We start from the raw sequence: 20,444 nt of genomic DNA, 5'->3' as shown, positions 1-20,444 counted from the left end.
GTTTCCGGCGTCAGGCACGCCGGGGTCTGGGTGGGGTCAGGCGGGCTGCGGTGCGAGCGAAGCCGTGCTGACGTCGATCCGGTGCGCGTCGCGCAGCACCTCGGTGGCGGTGGCGACCTGGGCGTCGATCTCCGAGGCATCCCACCCGAGGGCGGGCGCCGCGGCCGTCGCGACCTCGACGAGCGTCTCGCCGGTCACGCCGCCGACGAAGGCGATCGAGGTGCGTCGCAGCAGCAGGTCGATGAGCGAGACGACCTCTTCGCGCGCGGCGAGCAGGGCGATCTCTTCTTGCGAGTAGCCGGGGGCGTGCGCGAGGGGGTGCTGCGTGACGGGCAGGCTCGACAGCAGCTCGGCCGCGTAGGTGCCGTAACGCTCGAGCATGCGATCGGCGAACTCGGCCGCGTGCGCACCCCGGTGCGCCTCGACCCACCGGCGCCGGTCGGCGTCGGTGCGCGGGTAGCCGGCGCCTCCGCCGATCGCGAGATCCGTCGTCGAGACCGTGCGGGGACGGCCCAGGAGCTGCATCACGTCGGTGGAGATGTGCTCGGACAGCGCCCGGAACGTCGTCCACTTGCCGCCCACGAGGCTCAGCACGGGCACGCCGTCGAGCCGAGCGCGCTCGATGCGGTAGTCACGGGAAACGAACCCGGGGGCGACGTCGTCGTGACGGGGCAGCGGGCGGATGCCGGAGAACGTGTAGACGATCTGCTCGCGCGAGACCGAGATGTGCGGGAACACCTGCGCGATGAGGTCGAAGAAGTAGTCGATCTCGTCGTCAGTGCACACGGTCGGCTTCGACGGGTCGGCGTCGATGTCGGTGGTTCCGACCATGACGCGGCCCTTGAGCGGGTAGATCAGCACGATGCGCCCGTCGGATGCCTCGAAGAAGATCTCGTTGCCCCGCGTCGCGTCGAGCAGCTCGGCGTTCTCGAGGACGATGTGCGAGCCCTTCGTGCCGCCCATGAAGCGCGTGGCCTGACCGAGCGCGGCGTTCGTGAGGTCGGTCCACGGTCCGCTGGTGTTGACGATCACCTTCGCGGTGAACGGGAACTGCTCGCCGGTGACCTCGTCGCGGATGATGACGGACGAGCCGTCGGAGCCAACGACCGGTGCGTAGTTCGTGGCGCGCGCCGACTCTTCGCGCAGGCCGTCGCGCAACACGTCGAGGGCGAGGCGCTCGGGGTCGTGCATCGACGCGTCGTAGTAGGTCGCGGTGTAGGCGAACCGGCCGTCGAGGTCGGGGAAGAGCTCGTGCGACTTCTTGCGGCCGTGGAAACGGTGCCGGGGCACCGCGCCGCCGTCGCGCGAGAACGTGTCGTAGATGATGAGGCCGATCTTGATGAGCAGCGCTCCGCGCTCGCGCGGCTTGCCGCGCCCGTGCGAGACGAGCAGACGGAAAGGGGCGGTGAGGATGCCGGAGAACGTCTTGTGGATCGGGATGGTGGTCGGCAGCGGGCGCACGAAGTGCGGCGCGTTGCGCACCAGACGGTTGCGCTCCGTGACCGATTCGCGCACGAGCCGGAACTCGCCGTTCTCGAGGTAGCGCACGCCGCCGTGCACCATGTGGCTGGATGCCGACGAGGCGCCCGACACGTAGTCGCCGCGCTCGACGAGCGCGACATCGACGCCCTGCAGGGCGAGGTCGCGGAAGGTCGCGATGCCGTTGATGCCGCCGCCGATGATGAGCACATCTGCCTGCGGGCGGTCTTTGAGGGCCTGGATGTTCGAGCGGTTCGTCGCCTGTGACGTCGTCATGTCTCTTCCCTTTTTCACGGCTGGTGACACCTAGACTGGAGCGCGCTGAACGAATTCACAAGGGGCATGAACGAACGTGCACCACACCGACTTCTCTGCACGAATATGCAGCCAAGGGGAAGCATGAGCGGAATCGAAGCCGACGCGCGCACGCGCGAAGCGCTGCACGTGGCCCAGCTGTACTACGAGCGCGATCGCACGATGGAACAGATCGCGGCGGAGCTGAACGTGTCGCGGTCATCCGTGTCGCGACTGCTCTCCTACGCGCGCGAGATCGGGCTCGTCGAGATCACGGTGCACTCGCCCCAGCAGGGCAGCACGGCCGTCGCCCGCCGCGTCGCGGAGCGCTACGGCATCTCGGTGCACGTCGTGAGCTCGCCCCCGCGCACGCCCGACGCCGAGAAGCTCGAGCGCACGGCTCGGTCGGCGGCGCGCGCTCTCGCCGCGACGCTCGACCCCAATGCATCCATCGGCGTCGCCTGGGGCGCGACGGTGTCGGCGATCGCGCGGCACCTGCCGCCGAAGCGCCTCTACAACTCGCAGATCGTGCAGATGAACGGCGCCGCCAACGAGATCACGTCGGGCATCGCCTATTCGGGCGCGATCCTCGAGCGCTTCGGTCAGAGCTTCGGCGCCGACGTGCAGCAGTTCCCCGTGCCGGCCCTGTTCGACGACCCCTCGACGAAGCAGCTGATGTGGCGCGAACGCTCGGTGCGCCGCGTGCTCGATGCGCAGGCCCGTGTGCAGGTGTTCGTGTTCGGCCTCGGGTCGCCCACCGCCGATGTGCCCTCGCACGTCTATTCGGGCGGCTACCTGAGCGGCGACGACCTGCACTCCCTCATGCGCGACGGGATCGTCGGCGACTGCGCGACCGTGTTCTACCGCATCGACGGCAGCTCGTCGGGCATCCAGCTGAACGAACGGTCGAGCGGACCGAGCCTCGACGCGATCCGGCGCATCCCGCGGCGCCTGTGCGCGGTGTCGAGCCTGTCGAAGTTCGACGCCCTGCGGGGGGCGCTCGCGGCGAACCTCATCACGGAGCTCGTCGTCGAAGAGACCCTCGCCCGGCGGCTGCTGGAGAGCTGAGCTCGAGGATGCCTCGGCGCGGGGCATCCCGCGCAGCGCCCCTGCGCCGGCGCCGCTGGATCACCGCGGACCGAGGATGAAGTTCCACGTGCCCGCCCAGACGGCGGCCGCGACGGAGATCGCCGAGATCGCCGCCCCCGCCGAGACGAGCAGCCATTCGCGCGCGCCGAAGGTCGAGGTGCGCGCCCACGTGCGCCGCACCGGGGCGCCGAACCCGCGCGCCTCCATCGCCGTCGCGAGCTTCGAGCCGCGGCGGATCGAGAGGACGAGCAGGGCGAATGCCATGCCCACGAACCGGCGGATGCGGCCGCGGTCGGCCACGCCGCGCGCGCGGCGCGCGAGCTCGAGGGCCCGCCAGTCGTCGATGAAGAGCCCGACCATGCGAAGCCCCGCCAGAGCGCCCAGCACGAACCGTGCCGGCAGGTGCAGGATCTGGGCGAGGCCGTCGGCGAGATCCGTGGGGTCGACGGTGACGAACAGCACGACCGACGGCAGCGCGACCGCGAGCACGCGGAAGAAGGTGGCGACGGCGAGCGCGATCGACCCGTCGCTGATGCGCACGACGAACCACTCCGCATAGACGTGACCGGATGCCTCGCCGTAGAGCAGGATCGTGAGGGCGGTGAGGGGGGCGGCGAGCCACACGGGCCACGTGCGCACCCAGAACTCGCGCCACGACAGGCCGGCGAACAGGAACAGCACGCTCTCGAGGGCGAGCGCGACGGCCGCCGACACCCAGTCGAGCGTGAGGATCAGCGGAATGGCGATGAGCGCCGATGCCAGCAGCTTCGCCACCGGGTTGATGCCGGCGACCGCGCCCGTGCGAGCGCGGGTGTCGAGGAGGGTCATACCGGCCGCACCCCGGTGGGGTCGGGCGCAGCCAGGCGTACCTCGCGGGCGTGCAGGGCCTCGACGACGGCCGCATCGTGGGTGATCACGACGATCGCACGACCCTCGTCGCGCAGCACCGCGAGCATGTCGACGAGCTCGGCCCAGGTGCGCGCGTCCTGCCCGAACGTCGGCTCGTCGAGCACGAGCACGCGTGGTGCGGTGGCGAGGGCCGCCGCGACCGTCAGGCGCCGCTTCTCGCCGCCGGAGAGCGTGTACGGGTTGGCGCGGGCGAGGGGCGCGAGCCGCAGCCGTTCGAGCAGGTCGTCGACCCGCGCCGCGGCCTGCGCCTCGTCGTGGCCCAGCGCGCGGGGGCCGACGAGCAGCTCGTCGCGCACCGTGCGGGTGAGCAGCTGGTGCTCGGGCTCTTGGAAGACCGTGCCGATGCGGGTGAGCAGTTGCGTCGACCGCCATCGGATCGGGTGCGGTCCGGCACCGTGCGCGAGCGGCTCTTCGGCGACCACGTCGCCCGCCGCCGGGGGCAGAAGCCCCGCGAACGTGAGCCCGAGGGTCGACTTGCCGGCGCCGTTGCGCCCGGTGATCGCGAGCACCTCGCCGGCGCGCACCTCGACGTCGATGCCCGACGCGACCGGCTGATCGCGCACCCGCGCGACGGCGAGCGCCTCGGCGGCGAGCAGCCGTTCCCGGACGGGCCCGGCGGGTGGCTCGACCGGCGGCGGGGGCACGCGCGGGGGGATGCCCGGCATCCACACGCCCTCGGCAGCGAGGGCGGTGGCGTGAGCCCCCAGCACGGCATCCGGTGCACCGTCGGCGACGACCTTGCCCCCGGAGATCACGACGACGCGGTCGACGAGCGGCAGCCACACGTCGACGCGGTGCTCGACGACGACGAAGGTCGCGCCCGTGGCATCCAGGGCACGACCGACGGCTCGCCGCACGTCGGCGACGCCGTCAGGGTCGAGGTTGGCGGTCGGCTCGTCGAGCAGCAGCACGCCGGGGCGCATCGCGAGCGCGCCGGCCAGGGCGAGGCGCTGCTTCTGCCCACCCGAGAGCGCCTTCGTCGGCCGGTCGAGGGCGACGTCGAGGCCCACCGCGTCGAGCGCTTCGCCGACCCGCTGCCAGATCTCGTCGCGCGGCACCCCGAGGTTCTCGCACGCGAACGCGACGTCGTCGCCCACCCGGGCGAGGATCACCTGCGCGTCGGGGTCCTGCAGCACGAGCCCCGCCCGGCCGCGCGCGAGGGTGGGCGGGGCGCCGCCGACGAGCAGCTCGCCCTCGGCCTCGCCCTCTTCGTCACCGCCGAGCACGCCCGCGATGCCGTGCAGCAGGGTCGATTTGCCCGACCCCGACGCGCCGAGCAGCAGGACGCGCTCGCCGGGCGCGATCTCGAGGTCGACGCCCCGCAGCGTCCACGCGTTGCGCGATGCGTGGCGCCACCCCCACCCGCGCAACTCGACCGCCGCGGGCACGCCGCTCGCACGATCGGCGGCGCGGTCAGCCGGCACGGCGGTCAGACCCGCTGCGTTCGCGCGCGGCCCGAGGCGAACCGGTCGAGCGCGCCGGTCGCGGCGAGGCCCCGTGCAAGCGCCCACGAGCCGGCGCCGGCGATCACGGCACCCGAGACGGCGGTGCTGATGAGGTAGACGACAGTGAACGCGGCGTCCGCACCCGCGTACCAGAGGATGAGGTTGTTGACGCCACCGGCGAGCGCCGCACCGGCACCGGCGAGGATCGCGACCGGCAGCGTCCACACCCGGTAGAAGAAGATCAGGAAGACGATCTCGGCGCCGAGGCCCTGAACGAGTCCCGCTTCGAGCGTGAGGAATCCGCCCCACTGGTTGCCCACGAGGGCCGAGACGACCGCGGCGAGCGTCTCGGTGTAGATCGCGGCGCCCGGCTTTCGGATGATGAGCGCCCCGAGGACGCCGGCGAACAGCCACGGTCCGTCGAGCAGGCCCTGCAGCCCCGGCAGGAGCGGTTCGAGGAGCGTCTTCGGCCCGAGGTAGCCGATGTTCCAGAGCAGGAAGATGAGGCCGGATGCCACGCCGATGACGCTGGCGACGACGATGTCGACGACGCGCCAGCGCAGGCGGCCCGGCCCGGTCGGGCGGGTGGACGCCGTGGCATCCGTGGGACGGACGGTGGACGAAGACGCCGAAGCGTGCATGATTCTCTCCTCCCTGCGCCGGCATGATCCGGATCAGGTTCGACGGTCGAAGCGTGGGTCGCTTCCTCTCAGCCCGGCTCACCGGACTCCCGTGGTTGTGACGTCGAGTATATCCGCGAGCAGGTAGTTTTAGCGGGTGACCATCGAAGACGCGCCCCCGTCCTCGAGGCGCGCGCGTCGCGAGGCGCGGAAGAGCGAGTCGGCGGATGCCTCCGCCGTGCCCGTCACCGCCGGGGAGACCACGCCGGGCACCGCTTACGGGGCCGAGGCGATCCGCACCCCGGCATCCGGCCGCATCGCGCTCGGCTGGCTCGACGACGCGAAGATCTCGCCGCGGATCGCCTCGCAGAACATGACGGGGTCGGCGAGCCCGTCTCCCGTGGTCGCGCGGGATCTGCTCGCGCGCCGGCCCTGCCGCTCACCGTTCCGCCCGGGGGTGGTGCTGCCGTTCCTCGGCGCGCTGGCCCTGATCGCCGGATACGCGGCGGCGACCCTGCTCTGGCCGCTGTACGCCGTCCAACCGGTGGTCGAGAAGGTCGCCGTCGCCGACCTCACTTCGCCGGCCACCTCGGTCGCGTGGCCCGCCGACGGGTCGGCGGCGGTCGGCGTCGCCGGGTTCGATGCGGCAGCCGCGTCGACGACCGACCGCGCATCGATGGCGAGCATCACGAAGCTCGTCACCTCGCTGATGATCCTCGAGCAGCTCCCCCTCGCCCCCGGCGAGAGCGGCCCCGAGTACACGTTCGACGAGAGCGACCACGACGAGTACTACGACTACCTCGCGTCCGACGAGTCAGCCCTCGACGTGCCCGTCGACGGCGCCCTGAGCGAGTATCAGATGCTGCAGGGCATCCTGATCGGATCGGCGGGCAACTACACCGACCGCCTCGCCGGAACGATCTGGCCGAACGACGCCGTCTTCTCCCGCGCCGCCGCGGCCTGGCTCGAGCGGCACAACCTCACCGGCATCACCGTGGTCGAACCGACCGGCATCGACCCCGAGAACACCGCCGACCCCGCCTCGCTCATCACCCTCGCCCGCTACGCGCTGGCCAATCCCGTCATCGCCGAGATCGTACGCACGCCCGTGGTGACCCTGCCCGGCGCCGGCGAGGTCGTGAACACCAACGACCTGCTGAGCGACCCCGCGGTCGTCGGCATCAAGACGGGCAGCCTCGATATCGGCTACAACCTGCTCGCCGCCCGCGAGCAGCCCGTCGGCGACGCGACCGTGCGTGCCTACGCCGTGACGCTGACCCAGCCGACCGACGAGGCGCGCGACGCCGAGACCGCCCGCCTGCTCGCCGAGGTGGGGGCCGAGGCATCCGTGCCGCGCGTGCTGCCCGCCGGCACCCTCGCCGGCACGGTGTCGACGCTGTGGGGCGCCACGGCGTCGATCCTGACCGACGCCGACGCCTCACTGCTGCTGTGGAACGGCGCGACCGCGCCCGTCGAGTCCGACATCTCGCTGGGCGAGGCGCGCACCGCCGGGGCAGCGGTCGGCACGGTCAGCCTGACCGGCCCGCTGGGCTCGGCGAGCGCGGGGCTGCGGCTCACCGACGACATTCCCGAGCCGGATGCCTGGTGGCGCCTCACCCACCCCCTGCAGCTCTGGGGGCTCGCCGACTGATCCGACCTTGACCGTCGCCGAGACGGCGCCTATCGTTTATCGATAGATATCTCTCGTTCGACGATAGGGTGCACATGTCTCGCTGGTCTGTCTTCACCGTCCGCGTGCTCGTGGTGGTGGCTTTCGCGCTGATCCTGCTCTTTCAGGTGCTCGTCGTGCCCTCGATCATCGCGCAGTCGGCATACATGTACCCGATGTTCGCGTACCTGCAGGTTCCGGCGATCATCGGCTCGGTCATGTTGCTCGCGTGCGGCCAGGTGGTGCTCGTCTGCGTGTGGCGGCTGGTCGATCTCGTCGCCGAGGGGCGCATCTTCGATCGGCGGGCATTCGCCTGGGTCGACACGGTGATCGTCGCCCTCTGGGCCGCCGTCGGCCTCATCATCGTGGGCGCTGTCGTGGTCAACGTCACGGGCGCCACGGGCCCGGGCCTTTTCTACCCGATCATCATCGGTGTGGTGTTCGGCACCGGTGCGGCCCTCGTCATGGGCATCATGCGCCGGCTGCTGCACCAGGCCACCGATCTGCGCGGCGAACTCGACGAGGTCGTCTGATGGCGATCCGCATCGACATCGACGTGCTGCTCGCGCGGCGCCGCATGAGCGTAGGCGAGTTCGCCGACGCGATCGGGATCACCCCCGCCAACGTCGCCGTCCTGAAGAACGGGCGCGCGAAGGCCGTGCGCTTCTCGACGCTCGACGCGATCTGCCGGGTGCTCGAGTGCCAACCCGGCGACGTGCTCGTGTGGGTGCCCGATGAGGTCGAGACCCGCACGGCCGCATCGTGACCGCGATGGAGCGACAGAATGACGGCCTCGGCTGGTTCGGCTGGTTCCTCGCGCTCGCGGGGTCGGGATGGGCTCTGCTCGTCGTCACGGCGACCTGGTTCTTCGGACAGCGCGAATCGGTGGACGCGCGCTGCATCCTCGACGGCGTGGGCCCCGATTTGGCTGCGTACGCCGCCGCGGGGACCTTTCCCGAGGCCGTCATCCCAACCGGCTCGTTCGGGTGGTTCCCGCTCGGCTGGACGTGCCGCTGGGATCTCGGGTCGGCAATCTACACCTACGCGCCCGGCTGGGGGCCCACACTGCTCGCCGCGCCAGGGGTGATCATCGCGCTCATCCCGGTCTTGTTCTGGCTCGCCGGGTGCCGACGCCGACGCCGGTGAGCGGGGAGGAGGGTTTCGATACGCGTCGCTGCGCGCCGCTACTCAACGTTGACGCGCAGCCGCGTCAACGCCGCTGCGCGGCATTGAGCGGGCGCGGGTCAGAACGGCCAGACGACGGGCACGTAGAGCACGGCGACGAGGAGGTAGCCGATCATGAGCGGGATGCCGAGGCGCCAGTAGTCGCCGAAGCGATAGCCGCCGGGCTGCAGCACCATGAGGTTCGCGGGGGTCGCGACCGGGGTCAGGAAGGCGGCGGCGCCGGCGACGGTCAGGGCCATCATGAACGGCAACACGCTGAGATCGAGGCTCTGCGCTATCGCGACGGCGATCGGCGTGACGATCAGCACGGTCGCGACGTTCGAGATGAACTGCCCGAGCACCATCGTCAGCACGCACAGCACCAGCAGCGCGAGCTGGGGCGAACTCGACCCGATGATCCCGAGCACCACGTCGGCGACCCGGCCCGCCGCGCCGGTCGAGATGAAGGCGGCCGACAGGGGCACCATGCCGGCGATGAGGATGACCGTCGTCCACGAGATCGCACGGTAGGTCTGCGGGATCGTCAGCACCCCGCTGAGCACGATCGCCCCGGCGGCGAGCAGACCCGCGACGGCGGGAGGCACCAGCCCCGTCGCTAGAAGCACGACCATGAGCGCAAGGATCACGAGGGCTCGCTTCGCCCCGCGGCCGAGCGGCACGGCGCGCTGCAGCGAATGCGGCGGGGTCACGGCGATGACGTCGGGCGATTTCGTGTAGCGGGCGAGGGCGCCCCACGGCCCCTGCACCAGCACCGCGTCGCCCGCCTGCAGCACCAGCGACCCGGTGACGCCGGTGCCGCGCGACGCGTTCGGCCCGTCGTCGTCGCCGCGGCGCACCGCGAGGATCACGAGGTTCTCATCACGCGTGGTCATGCCGGCCGACACCCTGCGGCCGATCAGGCGCGACCGGGGCGCGACCAGCACCTCGACCACACCCTCCTTCGCGCTGAAGACGGCGCCGGTGTCGAGGTTCACGTCGTAGCTCTTACGCAGCGTCTGCGCGTGTTCGCTCGGGTCGGGCACGTCGCCGAAGTGCTCGGGTGTGCGCGCGGGCAGCAGCCGCTCACCGCCGAGGGCGACGACCGCGATCGTCAGCACGACGAGCGGCACTCCCACCAACGCGAACTCGAAGTAGCCGAACTCGCGCCCGCCGGCCGCGGCGGCCGCCTCGGACACGACGATGTTGACGGGGGTTCCGGTGAGGGTCAGCAGCGAGCCGGCGCTCGCGGCGAAGGCGAGCGGGATGAGCAGCTTCGACGGCACGATGCCCGCCCGCACCGCGACCACCACGACGACCGGCAGCAGGGCCGCGACCGCCCCGTTGATCGAGATGAACGCGGCGAGCACCGCGGCCATCGCCCCGATCACGACGGTCAGGCGCACGCGCCCCCGCCCCGCCCGGGTCACGACCTGCTGCCCGAGCCAGGCGGTGACGCCCGTGGCATCCAGCGATTCGCTCACGACGAACAGGCTCGCGATGAAGAGGACGGTCGGGTCACCGAAGCCGGCGAGCGACTGGTTCAGCGTCAGGACGCCCGTCGCCCACAGGGCGAGCGCCACCCCGAGCGAGACGATCGCGAGCGGCACGCGGCCGCTGACGAACGCGATGATCGCGAGCCCGAGGATCAGGAACGTCCACCCGGCGGGATCCATGGGTCGAGCCTAGACCCGGGGCGACAGGGGGCTCTCGCGCCTGGCGCGGCGAGGCCGGGCGCGGTCAGCGGGCGAGGTCGCGCAGCACGTCCGAGACGAGAGCGAGGTCGTCGGCCGACCATACGCTCAGACGCTCGCCCATACGGGCCTGGTAATGCTCGCGCGCCCGGGTCAGACGTTCGCGCGCGAGGTCGGTGATCGCCAGCACACGCGCGCGCCGGTCGTCCGGGTCGAGACGGCTCTCGACGAGGCCGAGCTCTTCGAGCTGGCGGACGTGTCGGCTGACCGCCGACTTGTCGGTCTGCAGCCGGTCGACGATCGCCGTGGCCGAGGTCGCGTGTCCGCTCGCGATCGCCGCGAGCACCTGGTAGCCGAGCGGCTGCAGGTCGGGGTGCACCCGCGCTGCGGCGTCGCGCCAGCTCGCGCGGATGCGGGCGAAGACCGCGCCGAGCTCCTGCTCGACCTGGGCGACGGCCGCCTCTCGGCTTTCATCTGGGGCCGCCATCTCGCCCCCGCGGTCCGGGTCTGCGGTGGGCGCGCTCATAATCGTCAGTGTACGGGCGAGGAGATCAGAGGTCGGAGAGGCAGCGCACCGCTTTGCTCGCGGCGGCGAGTTCGTCGGGAGTGAGGTCGGCGAGCACGGCCCGCATCCGTTCGGCATGGTCGACGCGCAGCGCCTGCAGCGCCTCGTGCGCGGCGGATGTCGCGGCGAGGACGCGTTGCCGGCCGTCCAGCTCGTCGGGGCGCGAGACGACGAGACCGAGATCCTCGAGCGCGCGCACCTGCCGGCTGACGACCGACTTGTCCATCTCGAACGCCTCGGCGAGCTGGTGCGCGTTGGACGTGCCGCTGCGCGCAACGAAGCCGAGCAGCTTGTAGCCGGCGGGCTGCAGGTCAGGGTGCACGCGCGCCGCCGACTCCTTCCACAGCGCCCGGGCGCGGCTGAACATCATGCTCAGCCGCCACTGGAACTCCGCGAGCGCATCGTCCGCGTCGGCGACGATCACCTCGTCGCCCGCCAGTGCCCCGGTCGCCGTGGTCATGTCAGCCCCTGCGCTCCCCGGCGAGATCGGCGCTCGCGTCGAGGTCGGCGCCACGCGCGGCATCCGTGTCGGCCGCGGCATCCCCCACCTCGGCCTTCTGCGCCTCGGCGCCCTGCACCCGGATCGTACCGGTCGCGGTCGACGCGCCCACCTCGGCTTCGGCGACGGTGATCGCCGACTCCTCGGCCTGGTCGCGCAGCTGCTCCGCGGCGGTCTTGGTCGACAGCGGCTTGTTCTTCACGAACGCGATCGCGATGATCGCAAGCACCGCGAGCGGGATCGCGATGACGAAGACGTCCGCGATGCCGTGGCCGTAAGCCCCCTCGACGATCGCGCGGATCGAGTCGGGCAGCGCCGACACCTTGGGCACGTCTCCCGAGCCGAGCGCCTTCAGCGCGTCGATCTCGGCCTGACTCGACGGGGTGAAGCCCGTCAAGGCATCCGTCATGTAGTCGGTCACCTTGGTCGCGAGCATCGAGCCCATCACGGTCACACCGATGGTGCCCGCGATCGTACGGAAGAAGTTGACGTTCGACGAGGCCGCGCCGAGCTGCGTGGGCGGGGTGTCGTTCTGGACGATCAGGGTGAGGTTCTGCATGACCATGCCGAGGCCCGCGCCGAGCACGAACATGTACACCGCGACGAGCGAGAACGGGGTGTCGTAGCGCAGCGTCGACATGAGCGTCACGCCGATGAGGGTCAGGACGGAGCCGGTGAGCATCCACCCCTTCCACTTGCCGAAGCGGCTCACGAGCTGGCCGATGACGATCGACGCGGCCATCTGACCGACGATCATGGGGATCGTCATGAGGCCCGATTCGGTAGGTGTCGCACCGCGCGCGAGCTGGAAGTACTGCGCGAGGAACACCGAAGTGGCGAACATCGAGACGCCGATGGCGATGGATGCCACGACCGACAGCGTGAAGGTGCGGTTGCGGAAGAGCGACATCGGCACGATGGGCTCGGGCACGAAGAACTCGACAACGACGAAGGCGATGATGCCGACGACAGCGATGATGCCGAGCGTCCAACTGGTGCCCGAGTTCCACTCGAACTGGCTGCCGCCCATCGACACCCAGATGAGCAGGGTCGAGACGCCGACGGCGAGCAGGACGATGCCGAAGTAGTCGATCGAGACCTTGGCGCGGTTCGGCTTGGGCAGGTGGAGCGTGAACTGCAGGAGGACGAGGGCGACGATGGCGAAGGGGACGCCCACGAAGAAGTTGGCGCGCCAGCCCCACCAGTCGGTGATGAGCCCGCCCAGCAGCGGGCCGCCGATCGTGCCGAGGGCCATGATGCCGCCGACGACGCCCATGTACTTGCCGCGCTCGCGCGGCGAGATGATGAGCGCCACCGCGATCATGACGAGCGACATGAGGCCGCCGACGCCGATGCCCTGGATGACACGGACGGCGATGAGCATGTTCGTGTCGGTCGAGAAGCCCGCGATGACGGTTCCGACGGTGAAGAGGATGAGCGAGAGCTGGATGAGGATCTTGCGGTCGACGAGGTCGGCGAGCTTTCCCCAGATCGGGGTGGAGACGGCGGTGGCCAGAAGGCTCGCCGTGATGACCCACGTGTACTGCGACTGGGTGCCACCGAGGTCGGCGATGATGACCGGCATCGAGGTCGAGACGACCGTGCCCGAGAGCACCGCGACGAACATGCCGACGATGAGGCCCGAGATGGCGGTGAACACCTCGCGCGCCGAGCGCGAGGCGGGTGTGTGATGAGTGTGATGAACGTGACGAGACGTGTCTGCGGCGGTCAAAGTGAGGTCCTGCTCCTTGCTGGAAGGTTGATCGACGTCAACCATACCTCAATTAGTTGCCTATTGTCTACTATGGACGTCGGTCAACCTTCTCCGGTGCCATCGCCGTAGCGTCGGCCAGCAGCTCACGCCCGAGCACCGTCGCCCCCGCGACGGCCGCGGGCATCGTCGCGACCGCCCCGAGCGGCACGAGGAAGAACAGCTGCGTGGCGACGCCGAAGCCGAGAACGCGGGCGCGGTGGCGCCGGCGAAGAGCGCGGCGCTCTGCGGCCTGGATGCCACGCGCCGCCAACGCACGGGTCGTCAGCTCGTCGGCGAGCAGCCAGCCCGACATGCCGACGGCGGCGACGAAGCCGAGCACTCCTCCGACGACGGGGACGAGGCCGCAGAGCGCCGCGAGGATCGCGCAGCCGATGCCCCGGACGAACAGCGCGAGCCCATCGCGGGCCGCGCGCCAGAACCCGGCGCGGTCCTCGAGGTCCGCCGTGCCGAGGTCGCTTTCGACGGCGCGCCAGATCCGCTCGTAGAACGGGTCGCCGATGACGAGGGTCACCGCCGTGAACGACACCGCCGCGAGCACGATCGCCGCACCCAGCATCGCCGTGCCGACCGCGACGCGCAGGACTCCTGCCCAGAAACTCGGCCAGCCGTCGGCGAACGGCGTGACCCAGTCCGTGAGCGCGGGCAGCGACAGTCCGAGTGCCACGATCGCGGCGAACAGCAGGAGCGAGGCGATCGCTGCGGGGATGAGCCCGAGCACCATGGCCTTGGGGAGACGACGCCAGTAGGCGAATCCCCTGCCGAGCAGGGCGACGCCCGCGACGAATCCACTCATCCGGCCACCCTAAGGCGAGGACGGCGAAATCGTTCAGGCAAAGAAAAACCCCCGATAAACGGGGGTTTTCTGGCGGTGACGGTGGGATTTGAACCCACGGTAGGGGGTTACCCTACACAACTTTTCGAGAGTTGCACCTTCGGCCGCTCGGACACGTCACCGTCGTCAATCCTACGACACGCGAGCGGATGCCGCGAACCGACCGCCTCGGACCGGCTGCGCCACGGCGACGTGCGAGCGGAAGATGTCCTCGGTGGCATCATTTGGCGCCCGACCGATGCCGCACTCCGTCGCGACCCCGAACGCGTAGACGTGCCGCGCGGCGGCCTCGATGCGGCGGGATGCCCCGCCGACCCCGTCCTCCCGGTGCACGAGCCCGAGGTACAGCTCGGCGTCGCCGATCTCGAGTTCTTCGAGCGGGGCGAAGTAGGCGTCGTCGTCGCGCTCGATCGGCACCGGCAGGTGGATCCACGTGACCGGCCGGTGGGCGGCATCCACCAGCTCGTTCGCGAAGCGGGTGAGGTTCGCGGCGTCGCGCGGCTCGATGAAATGCTTCTCGCCGACGTCGCCGTAGCAGAGGTGCACACCGACCTCGACGTCTGCGGGCACCTGGTCGATCGCGTCGGCGGCGCGGGCGACGAGCCCCTGCCAGACGTCCCCCTCCCACCACGGGGTCGACCCGCCGGGGTAGGCGTGCGTCTCGATGATCGCGAACTCGACGGCGCAGTCCCACTGGATCGCGAGGTCGTCGTGCGGCACGGCAGCCAGCACGCCGCGCAGCTCGCGGAAGACGAGATCGCGGTACACCGGCTCGATCGCCCGCCGGTCATCGCCCGAGAAGAACGTGCCGATCACCGCCGTCGGCGTCGGCAGCGCCACGGGTAAGCGCGTGCCGGGCGCGATGACGCCCTCGTCGCGCAGGCGCTGGAAACACCGCCTACGACTCGGCCGCGGCCCGCGCGTAACCGAGATCGGGGAACCGGATGCGGGAGGCATCCACCCCCTCGGCGATGCGCAGCGGCCTGCCGTCGAGGTGCCCGATCATGATCGGCTCGTCGCCGACCCGCTCGATGCCGTCGGCCTCGGCGAGCACGCCCGGCTGGACATGATCCAGTGGAACCGGTCGCCGGGCTCGCCGTCGGCGATGCGCCGCAGCAGGCCGCCGAGGTGCCCCGCGTCCGCGGTCATCGCCTCTTCGGCGTCGGGATAGGTGAGGCTGCCGACCAGGTGGGCTCCGCGCACCGTTGCCATGCTCCGACCCTAATGTCGCGGCCCCGGCGTACCGTGTCGATGAGGGAGGATGCCATGGCAGAGCGGATGACACGTCAGCAGCGCCTCGTCCTCGCCGTCGCGATCCTCGGCTCGTTCGTCGCGTTCCTCGACTCGACGATCGTCAACGTCGCGCTCCCGGCCATCGCCCGCGACCTCGGCGGTGGGCTCACCACCCAGCAGTGGACCGTCGACGCCTACCTCATCACGCTCAGCGCTCTCATCCTCGTCGCAGGAGCCGTGAGCGACGCGTTCGGCCGCATGCCGGTGTTGCGCATCGGGCTGATCGGGTTCGGCGTGGCATCCCTCGCGGTCGCGCTCGCACCCGACGCGGTGGTCCTGGTCATCGCGCGTGCGGCGCAGGGGGCGGCCGGCGCGTTCCTCGTGCCGAGTTCGCTCGCGCTGATCACCGCGACGATGGTCGAACCGCTGCGCTCGCGCGCGATCGGCATCTGGACGGCGTCGACCACCGGCGCGATGATCATCGGCCCGCTCGTCGGCGGCCTCATCGTCGACCACCTCTCGTGGCGGTGGGCGTTCTCGCTGAACGTGCTGCCGATCGCGGCCTCGCTCTGGCTGCTGACCCGTCTCGACCACCGCGAAGAACGTCGACCGGATGCCCGTGTCGACATCATCGGCGCGCTGATGTGCACGTTCGGGCTCGGCGGCGCGGTCTTCGCGCTCATCGAGCAGCCCACCTCGGGCTGGTCGGCGCCATGGATCTGGGCGCCCGGGCTCGGCGGCATCGCCCTGCTGATCGCGTTCGTCTGGCGGCAGCGTCACGTCGCCGACCCGATCCTGCCGCTCGACCTCTTCCGCAGCCGCAACTTCTCGGCCGGTAACCTTTCCACCTTCTTCGTCTACGCGGCCCTCGCGCTCAACGGCTTCGTGCTCGCCGTGTACCTGCAGCAAGGGGCCGGCCTCAGTGCCACCCTCGCCGGCCTCTCGAGCCTGCCGACCACGATCATCATGATCCTGCTGAGTCCAAGCGCGGGCGCGCTCGCGGGCCGATGGGGACCGCGCCTGTTCATGACCGCGGGGCCTCTCATCATGGCGGTCGGTGCGGGAATGCTCCTGCTCGTCGGCACCGACTTCGACTACTGGTGGCAGGTGTTCCCCGCGATGGTGGCCTTCGGGGTCGGCCTCGCCCTCACGGTGTCGCCGCTGACGGCGGCGATCCTCGGAGCGGCCGACTCGGCGCGCGCGGGCATCGCGTCGGCGGTGAACAACGCGGTCGCCCGAGTGGCGGGGCTCCTGCCCATCGCCGCACTCGGCGCGATCACGGGCGGTGCGCTCGACCTCGCCGGGTTCCACCGCGCGGCGATCGCCACCGCCGTGCTGCTCGTCGTCGGCGGAGTGGTGTCGCTGCTCGGCATCCGCAACCCTGCCCCTCGCGACGCCGGCGGCGGGCGCGGCGCCGACGCGCCTGTCTGACGGCTCGGCTGCTCAGTGGCACCGGCGGGTGCGCCCTGCCAGACTGAACTCATGAGCGTGATCGAGAACTCCAAACTGACCGTCGTCGGCGCCGGAGCGGTGGGATCGTCCGTCGCGTACGCCGCCCTTATCCGTGAGTCGGCGCGCCACGTCGCGCTCTACGACATCGCCGCCGCGCGCGTTGAGGCCGAAGTGCTCGACCTGGCACACGGCTCGCAGTTCACCGGCACCAGCGACATCATCGGCGGCGCCGACCTCGACGTCACCCGCGACTCGCACGTGATCGTGATCACGGCGGGCGCAGCGCAGAAGCCGGGGCAGACCCGCACCGACCTGGCCGGCATCAACGCAGGCATCCTCCGCTCGCTGGTTCCGTCGCTGCTCGAGCGCTCCCCCGACGCGGTGTTCGTCATCGTCACGAACCCCGCGGACGTCATGGCGGTCGTCGCGCAAGAGGTGAGCGGCCTGCCCCGCGAGCGCGTGTTCAGCTCAGGCACGGTGCTCGACACCTCGCGTCTGCGCTGGAAGATCGCCCAGCGCGCGGGCGTGTCGATCTCGAGCGTGCACGCCTACATCGTCGGCGAGCACGGCGACACCGAGTTCCCGCTGTGGTCGCACGCGACGATCGGCACGGTGCCGATCCTCGAATGGCAGCCACTCGACGGGCAGCCGAAGTTCACGGTCGAAGAGCTCGACCAGATCGCGATCGATGTGCGCGACGCCGCCTACAAGGTCATCCAGGGCAAGGGCGCGACCAACTACGCGATCGGCCTTTCGGGCGCGCGCATCGTCGAGGCGATCCTCGAAGACGAGCATGCCGTCATGCCCGTCTCGACCGTGCTCGAAGACTTCCACGGCGTGAGCGGCATGGCGCTCTCGGTGCCGTGCGTCGTCTCGGCCGCCGGAGCCGTGCCGATTCGCGAGACCTCGTTCTCCGACCACGAGCTCGAGCTCTTCCACCACTCGGCCGACGCCCTGCGCGAAGTCGCCGACGCGCTGCGCTGACCCGGCACCTCACTTCTGCCTTTCGCGAGGGGTCGCGACACGCGGTAGCGGCTTCGTGCCGTACCGCGTGTCGCGACCCTTCGCCATCGGCGCAGCGCGAGCGGCGCGCGCGAGCGGCGCGCATGTCGGATGCCGCGGCTAGCGTTGACCCATGGCATCCAAACGCGCGGCGAGCACCCTGGCCTATCGGTGCACGGAGTGCGGGTGGACGAGCGCCAAATGGGTCGGCCGCTGCGGTGAATGCCAGCAGTGGGGCACCGTCGTCGAAGCGGCGACCCCCACCGGTATCTCGGCTGCGGCGGTGACGCCCCTCGCCCCCACCCGTTCGGCGCGCCCCATCACCGAGATCGACACGCGCGAGACCCCGCGCCGCACCTCGGGGGTGGGCGAGTTCGACCGCGTGCTCGGCGGGGGCATCGTGCCCGGCGCCGCGATCCTGCTGTCGGGCGAGCCGGGCGTCGGCAAGTCGACACTGCTGCTCGAAGTCGCCGCCCGCACCGCGGCCGCGGGCGGCCGGGTGCTCTACGTCAGCGCCGAAGAGTCGCTCGGCCAGGTGCGCCTGCGTGCCGAGCGCACCGGTGCCCTGCACGACGAGCTCTACCTCGCGAGCGAGACCGATCTCGCCACGATCCTCGGCCACGTCGACCAGACGCAGCCCGAGCTTCTCATCGTCGACTCGGTGCAGACCGTCTCGTCGGGCCTGGTCGACGGGGCGGCCGGTCAGCCGAGCCAGGTGCGCGAAGTGGCATCCACCCTCATCCGCGTCGCGAAGGACCGCGGACTGCCGGTGATCCTCGTGGGGCACGTCACGAAAGACGGTCAGGTCGCCGGTCCCCGCATTCTCGAGCACCTGGTCGACGTCGTCTGCCACTTCGAGGGCGACCGGCAGACGTCACTGCGGTTCGTGCGCGCACTGAAGAACCGATTCGGCGCGACCGATGAGGTCGGATGCTTCGAACAGACCCAGCACGGCATCGCCGAGGTGCCCGACCCGAGCGCGCTCTTTCTCGGTCACGGCTCGCGCGAACCGGGCACCTGCGTGACGATCGCGCTCGAGGGCCGGCGTGCACTGCCCGTCGAGGTGCAGGCCCTGACCCTGCCCGGTTCGGGGCCGAACCCCCGGCGCATCGTCAGCGGCGTCGACGGCGCCCGGGTCGCGATGGTGCTCGCGGTGCTCGAGAAGCGCGCCGGGCTGCGGGTCTCTGATCAAGACGTCTACGTCTCGACGGTCGGCGGGGTGCGGCTGACCGAGCCCGCCGCCGACCTCGCGATCGCCCTCGCCGTCGCGAGCGCCGTCTCGAACCGCGCCAACCCGGCGAAGCTCGTCGCGATCGGCGAGCTGAGCCTCGCCGGCGAGGTGCGCGCCGTCACGCAGCACGAGCAGCGCCGCGCCGAGGCCACCCGGCTCGGCTACCGCACGATCGTCGACACCGCGTCGGCCGATCTGCGCAGCGCGCTGCGCGACCTGCCGCGCCTGCACCCCGTCGAACGCGGCGACGAGCCCGGATTCTGAGCGCAGAGCTCGGGCTCTGAGCGCGGAGGCCGGGCGGGTCGGGCCGCTCAGGCGTCGAGCGCGGCGATGACGTCGGCGGGCGCGGCCTGCATGGCGTGCGGGCCCGCGATGTCGAAGAACACGGTCGTGATCTCGTCTTCGTGCGCGCTCAGAAAGGCGCGCAGCCAGGCGGGCGACTGCAGACCGACGGCCGGCGGAAGAGCGGCGGGCTTGTTCGCCGCGTCGCTGAAGAGCAGCAGCGCGACGTCACCGGTGTTCGGGTCGCGATAGGTCCACACCTCACCGCTGTCGCGCGGGTCGTCGCGCTGACCGGGCCGCATGAGCGGCACCACCGTCGGTCCGTGCCGCAGCGCGAAGGCGAGGGCGGCCATGTCTTGCGTCTGCAGGGCGTCTGCCAGCTGCGGATTGCGAAAGTCGAGGGGCGCCTTGGGGCGCTTCTTGCCGGCCATCGCTCCAGCCTACGAGAGCGCGCGCGCCGAGGCATCGGAGCCGGCGATCGCCCGGGCGAAGGGGGGCCCTCTCGGTTCCCCCATTGGGGACTGGGAGAATCGAGAGGGCCAAAGCTCACTGCGACGATGAATCCGAGATATCGAGGCCACTGGGGTTGGCGTCGAACCGAAGCTGGGGACCACGGGGACGCGCCGCAGGAACTACATTCAAGCGTACGCACCCCGCCCCCGCCCGGCGAGGCTCGCAGGTGTTTCAGAGGATGAGAATTCCCTTAGAGGGCGGCGCCGTTCGGCGCCTCAGCGCAGCTCGAACATGCGGGTGTCGGCGGCCTGGATGCCACCGATCGACACCTGCAGGTGAAAGAAGCCCGCCGGGGCCTGCGGTCGCGACGCCGCACACGTGTCGACCGACGACCGGGTGCGGTCCCACACGACCGGGGTGACGCTCGACACCGTCTGCCCGGCCGCGAGCTGCACCACCTGATCGCTCGACTCGCTCTGGCAGTCGGTCGAGCGCCACCACGTGTCGGTGCCGCTCGTGATGACGAACGACTGCGTCGCGGTGCCGACGTTGATCAGGCAGGGCGACGCACCGTTGTTCGAGAGCGTGATCGACAGCTGCGGCTGCTCGCCGGCGGCGTAGGCGTCTTTGTCGGTGACGGCGAGCACCGTGATGTCGGCGGTCGAGCAGGCCGCGATCGCGGGGGCGGTGCCGGATGCCTCCGCCTCGGGCGTCGGGTCGGCGGGCGCGGTGCTCAGGTCGGCGCTGGGCGCGGCGGGCGG

General features: G+C 71.0%; 21 protein-coding genes, 1 tRNA gene and 1 riboswitch. Of the genes, 8 read left to right on the top strand and 14 right to left on the bottom strand.

The annotated features are described in order from the left end of the window. Positions 1 to 36: 36 nt before the first annotated feature. A complete protein-coding gene (locus G3N18_RS10780) occupies positions 37 to 1,755 on the bottom strand; it encodes a glycerol-3-phosphate dehydrogenase/oxidase (RefSeq protein WP_196384267.1) in 1,719 nt (572 codons plus the stop codon). A gap of 123 nt (positions 1,756 to 1,878) precedes the next feature. On the opposite strand from G3N18_RS10780, the gene G3N18_RS10775 reads away from it, so the two are divergent. Continuing rightward, entirely contained in the window at positions 1,879 to 2,841 is a 963-nt protein-coding gene (locus G3N18_RS10775; protein ID WP_196384266.1) for a sugar-binding transcriptional regulator, read from the top strand. A 60-nt stretch (positions 2,842 to 2,901) separates the two neighbouring features. On the opposite strand, the gene G3N18_RS10770 is transcribed toward G3N18_RS10775, so the two are convergent. The 3 genes from G3N18_RS10770 to G3N18_RS16170 form a co-directional block, all read right to left on the bottom strand. Next, positions 2,902 to 3,690, bottom strand: coding sequence for an energy-coupling factor transporter transmembrane component T family protein (locus G3N18_RS10770; RefSeq protein ID WP_196384265.1), 789 nt, complete (start codon positions 3,688 to 3,690; stop codon positions 2,902 to 2,904). Further along, positions 3,687 to 5,195 carry an ABC transporter ATP-binding protein gene (locus G3N18_RS15880; protein ID WP_338038498.1) on the bottom strand — a complete coding sequence of 503 codons (1,509 nt, stop codon included), beginning with the start codon at positions 5,193 to 5,195 and terminating at the stop codon, positions 3,687 to 3,689. Before G3N18_RS15880 ends, G3N18_RS10770 begins: the two co-directional genes overlap by 4 nt. A gap of 5 nt (positions 5,196 to 5,200) precedes the next feature. After that, on the bottom strand, positions 5,201 to 5,857 hold the full coding sequence (locus tag G3N18_RS16170) for an ECF transporter S component (protein ID WP_196384264.1): 657 nt from the start codon (positions 5,855 to 5,857) through the stop codon (positions 5,201 to 5,203). Continuing rightward, positions 5,851 to 5,960: riboswitch (TPP riboswitch) on the bottom strand. It overlaps the preceding gene by 7 nt. Positions 5,961 to 5,993: 33 nt before the next feature. On the opposite strand from G3N18_RS16170, the gene G3N18_RS16165 reads away from it, so the two are divergent. The 4 genes from G3N18_RS16165 (at position 5,994) to G3N18_RS10740 (ending at position 8,651) form a co-directional block, all read left to right on the top strand. After that, positions 5,994 to 7,487 (top strand): D-alanyl-D-alanine carboxypeptidase family protein, encoded by a 1,494-nt coding sequence (locus G3N18_RS16165; RefSeq protein WP_206693162.1) that lies wholly within the window; start codon positions 5,994 to 5,996, stop codon positions 7,485 to 7,487. Between the two features lie 74 nt (positions 7,488 to 7,561). Further along, positions 7,562 to 8,038: a DUF2975 domain-containing protein gene (locus tag G3N18_RS10750; RefSeq protein ID WP_196384263.1), complete on the top strand. Its 477-nt coding sequence runs from the start codon at positions 7,562 to 7,564 to the stop codon at positions 8,036 to 8,038. Further along, a complete protein-coding gene (locus G3N18_RS10745; protein WP_196384262.1) occupies positions 8,038 to 8,271 on the top strand; it encodes a helix-turn-helix domain-containing protein in 234 nt (77 codons plus the stop codon). The genes G3N18_RS10750 and G3N18_RS10745 overlap by 1 nt, the downstream gene beginning before the upstream one ends. A 5-nt stretch (positions 8,272 to 8,276) precedes the next feature. Continuing rightward, positions 8,277 to 8,651 (top strand): hypothetical protein, encoded by a 375-nt coding sequence (locus tag G3N18_RS10740; protein ID WP_196325184.1) that lies wholly within the window; start codon positions 8,277 to 8,279, stop codon positions 8,649 to 8,651. 98 nt (positions 8,652 to 8,749) lie between these two features. On the opposite strand, the gene G3N18_RS10735 is transcribed toward G3N18_RS10740, so the two are convergent. The 8 genes from G3N18_RS10735 to G3N18_RS16160 form a co-directional block, all read right to left on the bottom strand. Next, entirely contained in the window at positions 8,750 to 10,342 is a 1,593-nt protein-coding gene (locus G3N18_RS10735) for an SLC13 family permease (protein ID WP_196384261.1), read from the bottom strand. A 64-nt stretch (positions 10,343 to 10,406) separates the two neighbouring features. After that, positions 10,407 to 10,886, bottom strand: coding sequence for a MarR family winged helix-turn-helix transcriptional regulator (locus tag G3N18_RS10730; protein WP_196384260.1), 480 nt, complete (start codon positions 10,884 to 10,886; stop codon positions 10,407 to 10,409). A 25-nt stretch (positions 10,887 to 10,911) separates the two neighbouring features. Continuing rightward, positions 10,912 to 11,385 (bottom strand): MarR family winged helix-turn-helix transcriptional regulator, encoded by a 474-nt coding sequence (locus G3N18_RS10725; RefSeq protein WP_196384259.1) that lies wholly within the window; start codon positions 11,383 to 11,385, stop codon positions 10,912 to 10,914. A gap of 1 nt (position 11,386) precedes the next feature. Then, positions 11,387 to 13,201, bottom strand: coding sequence for an MFS transporter (locus G3N18_RS10720; protein WP_196384258.1), 1,815 nt, complete (start codon positions 13,199 to 13,201; stop codon positions 11,387 to 11,389). 25 nt (positions 13,202 to 13,226) lie between these two features. After that, the gene (locus G3N18_RS10715) at positions 13,227 to 13,991 is read right to left on the bottom strand and encodes an EI24 domain-containing protein (RefSeq protein ID WP_196384257.1); all 765 of its coding nucleotides are present in this window, start codon (positions 13,989 to 13,991) and stop codon (positions 13,227 to 13,229) included. Between the two features lie 70 nt (positions 13,992 to 14,061). Beyond that, positions 14,062 to 14,152, bottom strand: a tRNA-Ser gene (locus G3N18_RS10710). Positions 14,153 to 14,162: 10 nt separating this feature from the next. Further along, entirely contained in the window at positions 14,163 to 14,870 is a 708-nt protein-coding gene (locus G3N18_RS10705) for a uroporphyrinogen decarboxylase/cobalamine-independent methonine synthase family protein (protein WP_230404115.1), read from the bottom strand. 162 nt (positions 14,871 to 15,032) lie between these two features. Further along, the gene (locus G3N18_RS16160; protein ID WP_230404113.1) at positions 15,033 to 15,242 is read right to left on the bottom strand and encodes a hypothetical protein; all 210 of its coding nucleotides are present in this window, start codon (positions 15,240 to 15,242) and stop codon (positions 15,033 to 15,035) included. Positions 15,243 to 15,296: 54 nt separating this feature from the next. On the opposite strand from G3N18_RS16160, the gene G3N18_RS10700 reads away from it, so the two are divergent. The 3 genes from G3N18_RS10700 (at position 15,297) to radA (ending at position 19,212) form a co-directional block, all read left to right on the top strand. Further along, positions 15,297 to 16,694, top strand: coding sequence for an MFS transporter (locus G3N18_RS10700; RefSeq protein ID WP_196384256.1), 1,398 nt, complete (start codon positions 15,297 to 15,299; stop codon positions 16,692 to 16,694). 51 nt (positions 16,695 to 16,745) lie between these two features. Next, positions 16,746 to 17,699, top strand: a complete 954-nt coding sequence (locus tag G3N18_RS10695) for an L-lactate dehydrogenase (protein ID WP_196384255.1) — start codon at positions 16,746 to 16,748, stop codon at positions 17,697 to 17,699. 151 nt (positions 17,700 to 17,850) lie between these two features. Beyond that, positions 17,851 to 19,212 carry a DNA repair protein RadA gene (gene radA / locus G3N18_RS10690; RefSeq protein WP_196384254.1) on the top strand — a complete coding sequence of 454 codons (1,362 nt, stop codon included), beginning with the start codon at positions 17,851 to 17,853 and terminating at the stop codon, positions 19,210 to 19,212. A gap of 47 nt (positions 19,213 to 19,259) precedes the next feature. On the opposite strand, the gene G3N18_RS10685 is transcribed toward radA, so the two are convergent. Both G3N18_RS10685 and G3N18_RS10680 read right to left on the bottom strand, forming a co-directional pair. Further along, on the bottom strand, positions 19,260 to 19,661 hold the full coding sequence (locus tag G3N18_RS10685) for a dehydrogenase (RefSeq protein ID WP_196384253.1): 402 nt from the start codon (positions 19,659 to 19,661) through the stop codon (positions 19,260 to 19,262). 297 nt (positions 19,662 to 19,958) lie between these two features. Continuing rightward, positions 19,959 to 20,444: hypothetical protein (locus G3N18_RS10680; protein ID WP_196384252.1), on the bottom strand; the 486-nt coding region annotated here is incomplete at its 5' end.

The organism is Microbacterium paulum, assembly GCF_015707995.1.
GTDB classification, from domain to species: domain Bacteria; phylum Actinomycetota; class Actinomycetes; order Actinomycetales; family Microbacteriaceae; genus Microbacterium; species Microbacterium paulum.
The sequence above is the reverse complement of the archived record's forward strand: the minus strand, read 5'-3'. Positions and strand labels throughout refer to the sequence as shown.